At 69.6% G+C, this 12,360-nt stretch carries 10 protein-coding genes; 5 read left to right on the top strand and 5 right to left on the bottom strand.

The window, feature by feature from the left end:
• Positions 1-35: 35 nt before the first annotated feature.
• From HDA31_RS28430 to HDA31_RS28420, 3 genes are all read right to left on the bottom strand, one after another.
• Positions 36-485 (bottom strand): SitI3 family protein, encoded by a 450-nt coding sequence (locus HDA31_RS28430; RefSeq protein ID WP_178062898.1) that lies wholly within the window; start codon positions 483-485, stop codon positions 36-38.
• Between the two features lie 15 nt (positions 486-500).
• Entirely contained in the window at positions 501-899 is a 399-nt protein-coding gene (locus HDA31_RS28425) for a CdiA C-terminal domain-containing protein (protein ID WP_246384262.1), read from the bottom strand.
• A gap of 194 nt (positions 900-1,093) precedes the next feature.
• Positions 1,094-1,621, bottom strand: a complete 528-nt coding sequence (locus HDA31_RS28420; protein ID WP_178062899.1) for a DUF6244 family protein — start codon at positions 1,619-1,621, stop codon at positions 1,094-1,096.
• Between the two features lie 153 nt (positions 1,622-1,774).
• Here HDA31_RS28420 and HDA31_RS28415 point away from each other — a divergent pair, with 153 nt between their 5' ends.
• The 3 genes from HDA31_RS28415 to HDA31_RS28405 all read left to right on the top strand — a co-directional run bounded on the left by HDA31_RS28415 (position 1,775) and on the right by HDA31_RS28405 (position 5,570).
• The gene (locus HDA31_RS28415; protein ID WP_178062900.1) at positions 1,775-2,167 is read left to right on the top strand and encodes a Het-E N-terminal domain-containing protein; all 393 of its coding nucleotides are present in this window, start codon (positions 1,775-1,777) and stop codon (positions 2,165-2,167) included.
• 65 nt (positions 2,168-2,232) lie between these two features.
• Positions 2,233-4,521 (top strand): tetratricopeptide repeat protein, encoded by a 2,289-nt coding sequence (locus tag HDA31_RS33245; RefSeq protein ID WP_221486710.1) that lies wholly within the window; start codon positions 2,233-2,235, stop codon positions 4,519-4,521.
• A 249-nt stretch (positions 4,522-4,770) separates the two neighbouring features.
• Positions 4,771-5,570 (top strand): IS5 family transposase gene (locus HDA31_RS28405; protein WP_219825068.1). Its coding sequence is split into 2 segments (ribosomal slippage): positions 4,771-5,107 and positions 5,107-5,570, totalling 801 coding nucleotides; the frame shifts between segments, so codons are not numbered across the junction.
• Positions 5,571-6,490: 920 nt separating this feature from the next.
• On the opposite strand, the gene HDA31_RS28400 is transcribed toward HDA31_RS28405, so the two are convergent.
• Positions 6,491-7,018 (bottom strand): DUF6244 family protein, encoded by a 528-nt coding sequence (locus HDA31_RS28400; protein WP_178062902.1) that lies wholly within the window; start codon positions 7,016-7,018, stop codon positions 6,491-6,493.
• Positions 7,019-8,012: 994 nt separating this feature from the next.
• On the opposite strand from HDA31_RS28400, the gene HDA31_RS28395 reads away from it, so the two are divergent.
• Both HDA31_RS28395 and HDA31_RS28390 read left to right on the top strand, forming a co-directional pair.
• Complete coding sequence (locus tag HDA31_RS28395; RefSeq protein WP_178062903.1) at positions 8,013-8,393, top strand: hypothetical protein; 381 nt, start codon at positions 8,013-8,015, stop codon at positions 8,391-8,393.
• Between the two features lie 371 nt (positions 8,394-8,764).
• On the top strand, positions 8,765-10,606 hold the full coding sequence (locus HDA31_RS28390; protein WP_178062904.1) for a tetratricopeptide repeat protein: 1,842 nt from the start codon (positions 8,765-8,767) through the stop codon (positions 10,604-10,606).
• Positions 10,607-10,944: 338 nt separating this feature from the next.
• Here the strand turns inward: HDA31_RS28390 and HDA31_RS28385 are convergent, their stop codons facing one another.
• Positions 10,945-12,159 (bottom strand): hypothetical protein, encoded by a 1,215-nt coding sequence (locus HDA31_RS28385; RefSeq protein ID WP_178062905.1) that lies wholly within the window; start codon positions 12,157-12,159, stop codon positions 10,945-10,947.
• Between the last annotated feature and the right edge of the window lie 201 nt (positions 12,160-12,360).

The raw sequence follows: 12,360 nt of genomic DNA, 5'->3' as shown, positions 1-12,360 counted from the left end.
ACCCGCTCTTCTGGCTCGCGCTTGCGGTAACGCAGCTACAGGGAGATGTCGTTGATGCCGTAGTTGTCCCACCAGGCGTGGCGGTGTCTGCGCAGGGTGCCGGCGATGCGGGTGAGGAGCAGCCAGTTGCCGTTCAACACCAGCGCGGCGTCCTCCGGCCGGCCGGCGAGCACGCGGGCCACCGCCGTGGCCATGTCGGGCACCGACCTACCGGACGGGTCGTCCTTCGGCATGTGGAAGACGACGTTCACATGCCGGTCGGGTTCCCACTCCCACTGGGTGCCGTCGTCGTCTTCGGCGTCGAAGTAGCCATCGCTGCCGCCGTAGATGCTGACCGTGTATCCGGACGTGTCCTGCAGGTCCGCGCCGAGCAGTCGTGGACAGCCGGGCAGGGTCGACTCCTCGAATCCTGCCGGTGCGACGAGTTCGGCCACCCGTTCCAGCGGGATGTCTCCCGCCAGTGTCAATCGGTACTCGATAGCCACGTGCCGCCCGCCTTCTCAGTCTCGCCGTACGAGTTGAATGATCTCACCGCTGCGGGTCACCGCAGCGAGCTCTTTGAGCTGGTGGATCGGCCAGTCGTCGAACTGCTTCTGGAGAGCGGTGAGGTCACCGCGCCAGTCCCGTAGGTTCAGCACCACCCGTTGGGTCTGCTGGCTGGCCACCTTCCCCGACACCTCCGTCCAGATGCCGCGCACGGCCTTCGCCGGATTCGGTGCGTAGCAGTCGAAGACGTGGCCTTCGATCAGATAGTCGGGGTCCTTGTCCGGCTTCCCGACGTCGCCGGTGTTCAGCCGCGCCTCGGCGATCTCCCGCTTCGTAGGGTTCTGGTGGACCCGGTAGCCCCGCTCGGCGACTGTGTCGGCGCACGCGTTCTCCAACTCCAGCGACCGCCGCACGCTCTCGTCCTCCTGCGGCGGGATCCGCGTACGCGGTCCTGTCGGTGACCCGCCGGGGACACCGGTGGGTTGCCTGGTCCACGGGGCGGGGCCACGCCCAGCGAAGCCGTCACCGTCGAGGCCGGTAGCTGGACCAGCCGGGGTGCTGGTCGGGGACGGGGTCGGGCCGGTCGGTGTGGGACCGCCGGCCCCGGTCAGTTTCCCGAGGAGCCGAGCTGTCGCGCCTCGGCGATCGCCGCCTCGACATGTTGCCGGGCGGTGCCGGTGCGTTGGACCACCAGGACCAGGACTTGCCTGATGCCGTCGAGGGACTGGAGCAGCGGACCGGGCTGCCCGCCCTGAAGGATCATGGCAACGAGCTGCTGTGCCTCACCGACTTGGGCGATGACGCCGGCCGTGGCGTCGCGCGCGCTGCCCACCGCGGCCTGAACAGGGGCCAACCCGGCGATCGTCTCCTGCGAGGTGGCCTCGCGCGGCACGGCCGCGGTGGCCTTCGTCGCCTCCCCGATCGAAGCGGAAACACTGGCCAGGCCGCCCTGGATTTCCGCGATGGCGCTGCCGACCCGCGTCAGCCCCGCCGCCACCGCGACGAAACCGGCACCCGCAGCCCGCAGCGCCACCTCCTGCGCCTGATCGCGGGCAGCAGCCACCAGACCCTGCGCACGCTCGACACCCGTCGAGAGCGCACGCAACTCACCGGTGATCTTCTCGATATGCGACACGAAGCCGACTCTCCGATCGAAGACAGAAACCGCATTCGACCCGAAACTACCGGGTGCCCTCACGACCACCAGCCGCCACCGCTGGCGAATAGGCAACGGGGTATTGCGGCTGGCCGTGTGCTGCCACAATCGTAGTCTCATGTGGAGGGTGCGATGACCGGGGTGGAGTTGATCCTGGCAGCTTTGGCGGCTGCAGCGACTGCGGGTGCCACCAGCGCGGTGCAGGACGCTTACGTTGGGCTGAAGGACCTGCTGGCCAGGCGATTGCACGGTCGTGAGCAGGCGGTACGGCGGCTGGACGGGCGGGTCACCGACCCGGGGGTGTGGCGGGCTCGTCTCGGTGAGGACCTACAGGCTGTCGGCGCAGACGCCGATGAACAGATTCTCACAGCAGCGCGGGCGGTGCTGGCACAGGCGGACCCCACAGGAGCCCGAGCCGGCGTCTACAACGTGGCCGCGAACCATGGAGCGGTGGGGCAGTTCTACGCACCGGTGACGTTTCAGCAGGGGGCGTCGGTCCCCCCAGTCTCACCGGGGACGGTGTAGGGCCTTCCGTTCCCGGTGCCGACGCCCCATGGGTTGCGGTCACGGCCAACTCTGGTGCCGCCGGGGTGTTCTATGCGCCGGTGACAATCAACGGCCGTGCCCCGGTGAAGTGGCCGCATCAGGTTGGAGTGGTGCCGGCAGAGGCACACTGTAGGCAGGAACGCGCGGCCGACCGAATTCTCGAGACGGCGGTGGCCAGCCACGGTGCGGTGGTGTGTCAGGTGGTGGCTGGGCTCGGCGGGGTCGGCAAGACTCAGCTCGCCGCTGGCTTGGCCCATCGCCTGTCGGGAAGCGGCGGCCTAGATCTGCTGGTGTGGGTGTCCGCGACATCGCGCTCGGCGGTGGTCACCAGCTACGCTCAGGCCTTCGCTGACACCACCGGCGTTGATGGCCCCAGCTCGGACCATGCTGCCGGTCGGTTCCTGGCCTGGCTGGCCACCAGCCAATGCCGATGGTTGATCGTCCTGGACGACGTCACCGACCCCAACGACCTACGCGGTCTATGGCCACCGAACACCAGGTCGGGACGCACCGTGGTGACCACTCGCAGCACCGACAGCGCCCTGATCGCCGGCCGACGCCGTATCGACGTGAACGTCTTCACCTCCGACGAGGCCGCCACCTACCTGGCCGCGAAGCTCGGCTGCCACCCGTTCCGGCTCGATGAGGCCGTCGGCCTGGCCGACGACCTCGGGCATCTACCCCTGGCGTTGGCGCAGGCCGCCGCGTACATCCTGGACCGCACGAACATGACCTGCGCCGGCTATCGCCGCCGTCTCGTCGACCGCCGTCGGCGCCTGGCCGAACTGGCTCCCCGTGCTTTGCCGGACGACTATCCCCACACCGTTGCCGCCACCTGGTCGCTATCCATCGACCGGGCCGACACCTTGTCCCCGACCGGCCTAGCGCGACCGGTGCTGGAACTCGCCGCCCTACTGGACGGGAACGGGATTCTCGTCACCGTGTTCACTTCTCGTGCCGTCCGGGCCTACCTAGAGATACGTACCGGTAAACCGGTCGAGGACGGTGACGTCACCGACGCCCTGGACAACCTTGTCCAACTCAGTCTCGCAACGATCACCCCAGGTGCCGGCACCGTCCGGGTTCATGCACTCCTACAACGGGTCGTCCGGGAAGCCTGCAGCGATCACATCGACGTTCTGGCTGTGACCGCAGCCAACGCCCTGCACGAGATCTGGCCGAAGATCGAACGCGACCGGGAGCACTCCCAAACCCTGCGCGCCAATACCGCCGCCTTGGGTGCCTACACGGGCCACTTGCTGTGGACTCACGGCGCCTACCAGGTCCTGTTCGACGCTGGCCGTAGCCTTGGTGTTACCGGCCAGGCCGCCGCCGCGGCCGAGTATTTCCACACCCTGTACAACACCGCCAACGGGCACCTCGGCCCTGACCACCCGACCACCCTGAGCAGCCGTCACTATCTTGCCTCCTGGCGTGGTGAGGCTGGAGATCCAGCTAGCGCCGCTGCGGCCTGCGAGAAGCTTCTCGCCGATCGGCTACGGGTGCTCGGCCCCGACGACCCGGGCACTCTGAGCACCCGTCACGCCCTCACCTACTGGCGCGGTCGGGCTGGAAATCCGGCGGGTGCCGTAGTCGGTTTTACGGAACTGCTCTCCGACCAGATGCGAGTTCTCGGAGCCGACCACCCGCATACCCTGCTTACTCGCCTCGACCTGGCCTACTGGCGTGGTCAGGCTGGCGATCCGGCAGGTGCCGTCGCCGCCTACGAGGCACTGCTTCCCGACCTCATCCGGATCCACGAAAACAATCACCTGGATACCCTGACCGCCCGCCGCAATCTCGCCTTCTGGCGTGGTCAGGCTGGCGATCCGGCAGGTGCCGCCGCCGCCTACGAGGCACTGCTTCCCGACTTCATCCGGGTTCTTGGAAGCGATCACCCGGATACCCTGACCGCCCGCCTCGACCTTGCCTCCTGGCGTAGTGAGAGTGGGGATTTGGCGGGCGCTGTCGCGGCCCACGAAGACCTGCTCAGCGATCGAGAGCGGATTCTCGGAGCCGACCACCAAGCGGTCCTGACAACCCGTAACGACCTCGCCCACTGGCGTGGTCAGGCCGGCGATCCGGCAGGTGCCGTCGCCGCCTACGAGGCACTGCTTCCCGACCTCCTGCGGGTCCTCGGAAGCGATCACCCGGATACCCTGACCGCCCGCCGCAATCTCGCCTCCTGGCGTGGTGAGACTGGGGATCTGGTGGGTGCCGTCACCGCCTTCGAGGATTTACTCCCCGATCTCCTCCGGGTCCTTGAAGCCGACCACCCGAACATCCCACTCGTCCGCGACAGCCTTGAATTCTGGCGCGAGGCCCTGTATTGAGGAACTGCTGGCCGACTGGTTGCGGGTTCCTCGCTCCGACCACCCCAATACTCCACGCACCCCCGCGACACCTCGTCCACTGGCGCACCACCCGGCTACGACGGGTGGGGACCGCACACAACTCCATGCGTAAGGAGCGATCCGGACCGCGATTGGCCTAAGAGGTCCTAACTTAATGAGTTGGGCGTAACCGACTGGATGTGAGGGTCGTTCCGTCTGAACGTGAGGAGGGGTGAGCAGCCGCCGTGGATCGTCTCGGACGAGTTGTGGGCCGAGATCGCGCCGCTGTTGCCACCCCGCCCACCACGCCGCAGCCGGTACCCGGGGCGTAAGCCGTTGGATGACCGGAAGGTGTTGTGCGGGATCCTGTTCGTGCTCTACACCGCGATCCCCTGGGAGTACCTGCCCCAGGAACTCGGGTTCGGCTGCGGGATGACCTGCTGGCGCCGGTTGCGGGACTGGAACCAGGCTGGGGTGTGGCAGCGGTTGCACGAGCTGCTGCTGGCCCGGCTGCGCGGCGCGGGGCAGTTGGACCTGTCGAGGGCGGTGATCGACGGCTCCCACATCCGGGCGCTCAAGGGCGGCCCAAAACCGGTCCGAGCCCGGTCGACCGCCGCAAGCCTGGCTCGAAACACCACGTCATCACCGACGCCGGCGGCATCCCCCTCGCGGTCACACTGACCGGCGGGAACAGGCACGACTCCACCCAGACCACCGCCCTGCTCGACGCCATCCCCGCGATCGGCGGCCGGCCAGGGCCACCGAGGCGTCGCCCCGACCGGCTGTACGCCGATCGGGGCTACGACTACGACAGCCACCGCCAACAAGTCCGGGCCCGCGGCGTCACCCCGGTCATCGCCCGACGCGGCACACCCCACGGCTCCGGCCTCGGCACCCAACGCTGGGTCGTGGAACGCACCATCGCCTGGCTGCACTGGTTCCGCCGCCTGCGCATCCGCTGGGAAATCCGCGACGACATCCACGAAGCCTTCCTCAGCCTCGCCTGCGCCCTCATCTGCTGGCGCCAACTCCAACGCACCCAGAGTTAGGAGTTCTAAGTCCCCCGACGCCGACGACGACCTGCCCGAACATGGCTTCCCGCACCCGATGCCCAACTGCCGCTGCTCGATCCAGCCAGGGCTGACGACACCAGATCGTCGGGTGCTCCACGGGTGCTCGTATGTCGCCGACACGGACGGATTCACGGCGCGGATCCTGGACGTCGACCTCGACCACCGTCGTTCACCACGCCTCACCGGGTACACCTGGCGTGGAACAGCGCGAACGCGGCTGGACAGCACAGCAGGAATCCGGACCAAAGGACTCGACCTGGCCACTTGGCCGCAGCGGAGGAGTTTCATCCGCTTCTGGTTACTTTTAATCCTTAGGTTCTGGGTTCGAGTCCCAGGCGGCCCACCGTTGAGCTGGGACAATAGCCCGACATCATTGTTCGGCCGCCGCCCTTTATGCGAGTATTGTCGGATTCTGCGCCTTGGTGTGAGCACCCGCGAGCACTCGGCTCGGTGATGGCGGCAGGGTCACGGTGCCGTCGCCGCCCGGCTCGGGCGGGGCTTGGTGCCGTCAGGGCCATTCATGCGCTGGGCTCTTGAGGGCCGAGGGTGGCATTCGGCCTCTTGACCGCGTTGGTCGCCCTCTTCACCGCATGTGACCAGGTGCCCTGAAGGGGTGTTGTCGCGGGAGTTCGGCCCTCACGGCCCGCCCTGTGCGGAGTCAGCGCTGCGGCCAGTTCGACCTGGCCCGCGCGGGCTGTTCGTCCCCGCCCGGCGCGAGCGCCGGCTGGGTGGCGCTTCCGGCTGCGCGGCGGTGGGCGGCTCGTCGGCCCCGCTCGTTGCTCGCCCCCACCGCCCGCCTGTCCGGCGCGGCCCACCGTCGGGGACGGCGGCTCGGTCGGTCGGGGTGCTGGTCGGGGACGGGGTCGGGCCGGTCGGCGTGGGACCGCCGGCCCCGGTCAGTTTCCCGAGGAGCCGAGCTGTCGCGCCTCGGCGATCGCCGCCTCGACATGTTGCCGGGCGGTGCCGGTGCGTTGGACCACCAGGACCAGGACTTGCCTGATGCCGTCGAGGGACTGGAGCAGCGGACCGGGCTGCCCGCCCTGAAGGATCATGGCAACGAGCTGCTGTGCCTCACCGACTTGGGCGATGACGCCGGCCGTGACGTCGCGCGCGCTGCCCACCGCGGCCTGAACAGGGGCCAACCCGGCGATCGTCTCCTGCGAGGTGGCCTCGCGCGGCACGGCCGCGGTGGCCTTCGTCGCCTCCCCGATCGAAGCGGAAACACTGGCCAGGCCGCCCTGGATTTCCGCGATGGCGCTGCCGACCCGCGTCAGCCCCGCCGCCACCGCGACGAAACCGGCACCCGCAGCCCGCAGCGCCACCTCCTGCGCCTGATCGCGGGCAGCAGCCACCAGACCCTGCGCACGCTCGACACCCGTCGAGAGCGCACGCAACTCACCGGTGATCTTCTCGATATGCGACACGGAGCCGACTCTCCGATCGAAGACAGAAACCGCATTCGACCCGAAACTACCGGCACGCCACCACGACCACCAGCCGCCACCGATGGACCGGCAGGCGCTCCCCGTCCTCGACGCGGATGGACTCACCGCGCTGGACCTCGATCTCGCCCTGACGGGCGTCGCGTTGATCGTGCCGTAGCGGGGGTGCAGCCGAAGCGGGAGCGGTTGGAGAGTCCGGCAGCCTCGTCAGCAGACCTGCGCAGGCATCCTCCTGGCTGTGGTGCCGGTTACCGGCGGCGGCAGGGGGACGGCTTCTCTCGGTCGGAACAGGGCCTCGTCTCGCCGTGCTGGCGACAAGACGGGGCGGGTAGCTTCCGGCGGGGCCCGGCTGGCCACGCCTGCCGGAGGGCCGCCAGCGTCCGGAGTATTCCGGGATCGGTGTCTCCGGGCGAGTCGCTGCATCGAGAGCGCTGGAAGGGAGTGTGCGCTGCCGGCCGTGGCCGGCAGCGCACACGTAACGCAATCGCAGTAACTGCGTTAAGTAGTCAAAGCTCTCAGAAAGTCATCGAGTTGATCAGCGGTTCCATGACGTGCGCCCCAGTGGAAGTGACCCACTTATACCAGAACGATGAATACACTAGGACTGTCTCCGTCTCGGGCATGTGCAAAGCGAAGTTATGTGCTAACTCCGAGTGAAGTGCCGATAGCTTGGTGGCGATGCCTGCGATGGCCAGCGCTATCAGCATTGGTGCGATCATGAGGGTGGACGTTATCGCCTCAGGGGGCAGTAAGTCGATCCGTCGGGAGGTGGCCGATCGCCTGTCCGAAATAACCGCATGGCGCTGTTTGTGTGGTATGCCTTATTGCTTGATTTGTGGGTCTCTGTTGAGAAATAGATGAAAATCTGCTGCTTTGTGGCACTTGCCGAAGGCTCGGAGCTGTTGACTGAATGCGTTAGGCTGATCGAAGCCTGAAACGCCAAACGTCTATGTGAATCCTGATTCGGGGGGCGCGTGTGGAGGATCAGGTAGTCCTTGCTGTCGCCACGGCGTTGTCGACCAAGGGGGCGGAGGCGCTTGCGGCCGGCGCCCGCAGCGCGATCGGCTCGCTGTTCCAACTGGTCCGTGCCCGGTTCGGGGCGGAAACGCAGGAATCGGCTGTTCTTGATGCCGCGATCGAGCATCCGCAGGAGCGTTGGCGACAGGCCGCGCTCGCGTCGGCACTGGCTGACGTGATGGCCCGGGATCCCGACTTCGCCGCTGCCCTCGACGAAGAGTGGCGCAGGCTGTCGCGGGCGGGCGTCGTCGCCGTTCAGGGCCAGGTGGTGAACCACTTCAGCGGGACGGCCGGGAAGGTCGTCCAGGCGCGTGACGTGCAGGGAGACATCATTTTCTAGGCCTGCCGTCAATGGGCTTTCGGCGAGTCGTATTGGGGGCGCGGCGATTGGGAGCGGATTTCCGCGGGGTCGGGGAAACGGTGTCGTCCGCCACGTCCAACGAGCAGTCTGGTCACGTTTCCGGTGCCAGCATCCAGGCTGGGGTGATCCACGGGGGTGTGCATTTCAACGGCGTTCCCGCGGATCGTTTTCCGATTCCCCGGCAACTGCCTGCCCCGTCGCGGAACTTCACCGCCCGGCTGAGTGAGTTGTCAGCACTGGACGGCCTTCTCGCAGAGGGCGGAAACAGCATCGCCGTGCTGTGCGGGCCCGGCGGCGTGGGTAAGTCGGCGCTGGCGAGACAGTGGGCCCACGGCAATCGGGACCGGTTCGTGGACGGTCAGCTCTATGCCGATCTGCGGGGGTTCAGCGGCGACCAGCCATTGGACCCGGGGGTGGCGCTGGGGGCCTTCCTCCGGGCCCTCGGGGTGGCGCCGGACCGCATCCCCGTGGACCTGGCCGAGCAGGTCGCCCTCTACCGCTCGGTGACCGCGGACAGGTCCCTGCTGGTGCTGCTCGACGACGCGTTCTCGGCGGGCCAGGTCAGGCACCTGCTGCCGGCCTCGACGTCCGCGGCGGTCGTGGTGACCAGCCGGCGTCGGTTGACCGGGTTGCTGCCCGACGGAGCCCGCCTGCTCGACGTGGGTCCGTTGCCGGCCGAACAGGCGGTGAAGCTGCTGGGGCGGGCGGTGGGCCCGGAACGGATCCTGCGGGAGCCCGGGCCGGCCGAGGAACTGGCGGGGCTCTGCGGTGGGTTGCCCATCGCGCTCGTCGTGGCGGCCGGCCTGCTCGCCTTCCGTCCCAAGCTGACGGTGCGACGGATGGCCGCCGAGTTGACCGACGAGACGCAGCGGCTGGCCCGGCTCTCGACGGTGGACGGTTCGCCGATCAGGGCGATGTTCCAGTGCTCGTACCGGGCGCTGACGCCGGAGGCGTCGGTGTTGTACCGCAGGCTGGCCCTGCACCCGGGGACGGAGTTCGGGGTGGACCTGGTCGCGGCGGTGGCCGGCGCGGGGGCCGGCGGCGCGGCCCGGGTGGCGGCGTTGGTGGGTGAGCTGCTGGACGCGAGCCTGCTGGACGAGGTGTCCGAGGACCGCTTCCGGCTCCACGACATCCTTCGGCTCTGCGCCCGCGAGGTGTCGGAGCAGCGCGACCCGGAGGCCGACCGGCAGGCGGTGGTACGCACGATGCTGGAGTTCTACCTCGCCGCCGCGCGCCGGGCGGACCTGGTGGTGACCCCCTACCGGCGGCGGCTGCCGTACACCTTCCTGCGGCCCCTGGAGGGGCCACCCGAGTTCGCCGACCGCGCCGCCGCCCTCGCCTGGCTGGATCGGGAGCGGGGCAACCTGATGGCGGCGGGCCGGGTCGCCTTCGGCCTGGGGCGCCACGAGCTGGCCTGGCAGCTCAGCGACGTGATGTGGCCCCTGCTCCTCTACGTGAAGAGCTACCGGGACCGGCTGGAGATCGATGATCTTGGTGTTCGGGCGGCCCGCGCCTGGGGAAACGTGTGGGCCGAGGCGGACATGCTCAAGCGGTTGGCGCGGGCCTGCAGCCGGGTCGGCGCGTACGACGCGGCCGAGCAGCACGGGCGGGCGGCGGTCGACCGGTACCGCCAGGCGGGCGACGCCCAGGGGGTCGTCGACGCAGAGGAGGGCCTGGCCACCCTCTACGCCGACACCGACCGGGAAGAACAGGCGGCGGAGGCGTACGCCCGGGTGCTCGCCGGGCGGCGGGCGCTGCCGGACGTACGGAGCGTGGGCCTGTCCTGCCTCAACCTGGGCATGCTGCTCACCCGGACCGGTCGACCCGCCGACGCGCTACCGCTGTTGACGGAGGCCGGGGAGATCTTCGCCGGGCTGTCCGACGTCGACCCGTACAACGCCGTGCGGGTGCTGTCCGGGCTGGCCGCCGCCCATCTCGGCCTCGGTGACCTGGCCGCCGCAGAGAGCTGTGCCGCCGAGGCGGTGCGCCGGATGGCCGACCTCGGGTCGGACAACGAGCGGGCAGAGGCGGTGGTGTTGCTCGGCCGCATCGCGCGGCGGCGCGGCGACGACGAGGCCGCACGGCAGCACTACCGGGAGGCCGCCGGCGTCTTCGACCGGCTCGGCTCTCCCCGGCTGCCCGACGTGCTCCGCCTGCTCGACGAGGCGGGCGGCGGCGCGGGCGAGGCGTAGCGCGTCCGGTGCGGTTCGTCGGTGATGGAGGGTTCCGGCGGCCCAGCGGGTGTGCAGCAGCCGGGCCGTCGCGGCGAGCAGCCCGACGGTCAGCCGGCCGGCCGGGGCCAACCGGCCGAGATCCAGCGGCGGGCCGTTGCGTATGCCGACGGTGACGTCGCCCGCCGGGGTGCCGACGACGGCGAGGGCGATCCCGGGGCAGGCCGTGAGCAGGCTCGCGCCGATCCGGGTCGGATCGCCGCCGGTGACGGTCACCACGACGTCGGCGAGCCGTGCCGCGCGGGGCAGCGGCGGGCCACCCGGCGGCAGCGCGACGACGACGGGCTCGGCTGCGGCGCTCATGCCCGGCCGTCCAACGGCACCGGCATCGGCACCGGGGCGGTCTGCCGGTGCCGGCCCGGCTCGGCAAGCTGGAGCAGCCGGTACATGGTGCGTCGCAACAGCACGCCGGCTTCCCCCGGCCGGGCGGTCAGCGCGGCCATCACCGCCTGCGGGTCGACCGTCGCGGCCGGGGCGAGCTGGGGTGGCAGCGGCCGGTTCGGGTCCAGGTGGGTCGCGTTGGTGGCGAGCAGGTGCTGGGCCGTGCCGGCGGCGGGCATCGACCGGGGTGCGGGCAGCAGCAGGGTCGGGCGTCCGATGGCGGCGGCGTAGGCGGTGACGGAGCCGTGGTCGCCGATGACGTGGTCGGCGGCGACCACGGGGCCGCGCCAGTCGACGGTCGGATCGGGCAGCAGCAGCCCGCCCTCGCGGCAGTCCCGGAGCCAGGCCCGGATCTGGCGGTGCCCGTGCGCGTCCCACACCGCCGGGTGCAGGAGCGCGGCGATCCGGTACCGCTGCTCCGGCAGCTGAGTCATCAGCTGCGGTAGCAGGTCCGGCCAGCGTCCGAAGACGCCGTCCCGACCCCAGGTGGAGGAGACGACGACGAGTTCCTGCCGGTCGTCCAGACCCAGTTCCCGCCGGTAGTCCCGGCGGTGGGGGAGGCTGGCGACGAGCCGGTCGACGCAGGGGTCGCCGACGACCACCGCGGCATCGACCGCCTCGGGGCACTGCCGGCGCAGCACCTCCAGCTCGCCGTCGTGGGAGAGGGCGAGGGCCGTCGGGAGCACCCGCCCGCCGTGGGTCAGCCGCTGCGCGTCGAGGCCGTACACGGGCGGCTCCGCGAGCACCGGTCCGCCGAACGGCGCGGGGCGCACCCGTTTGCTGTGCCCCGCCCCGTGGGCCATCAGCAGCAGGGGCGCGTGCACCTGGTGCAGCCCGCCGTAGGCGGCGGCGAGGCCGAGGTCGAACCGCTCCCGGACGGCCTGGTGCCAGGGCACCACGAGCGCGCCGAGCCGGTCGAGGAACCGCCGCACGTACGGGTTGAAGACGTCCGGCGCCACCGTGAAGACCAGTTGCACCCGGGGGTCGCTCTCGACGAGCTCGATCACGTCCAGCAGCCGCTGGCAGCTCGTGATGGTGTGGGCGACGACGAGCACCGTACGGCAGCCGGATCGACTCACCCAGCGGTTCGCGTCGATCCCGATCGGGCTGGCCGACCATTCTGATGACGTCATTTGCTTCCCCTCCGGTGCGCTGTCTGGACGGGAATCAGCGTCGAGTGGCCGGTTGCGGATCACCTTGTCGGTCGCCTTGCAGTGGGCTTGCAGGAAGCTGGGAAGGGGAATGTCTGATTTTGGACTCTGTGGAGAAAGGTCTGTGGCTTTCGGTTGACCGGATCAAGAATTGATAGGTGAACGTCAATCAAGATCTAGTGG

It is taken from the genome of Micromonospora carbonacea, assembly GCF_014205165.1.
Classification (GTDB): Bacteria; Actinomycetota; Actinomycetes; order Mycobacteriales; family Micromonosporaceae; genus Micromonospora; species Micromonospora carbonacea.
This window is presented reverse-complemented; position numbering and strand designations above follow the sequence as displayed.

What these genes read in the sequence shown, in the direction of transcription:
- HDA31_RS28415 (WP_178062900.1), top strand. Translation starts at nt 1,775, where the DNA reads ATGACCGGGGTGGAGTTGATCCTGGCAGCTTTGGCGGCTGCAGCGACT.
- HDA31_RS28385 (WP_178062905.1), bottom strand. Translation starts at nt 12,159, where the DNA reads ATGACGTCATCAGAATGGTCGGCCAGCCCGATCGGGATCGACGCGAAC.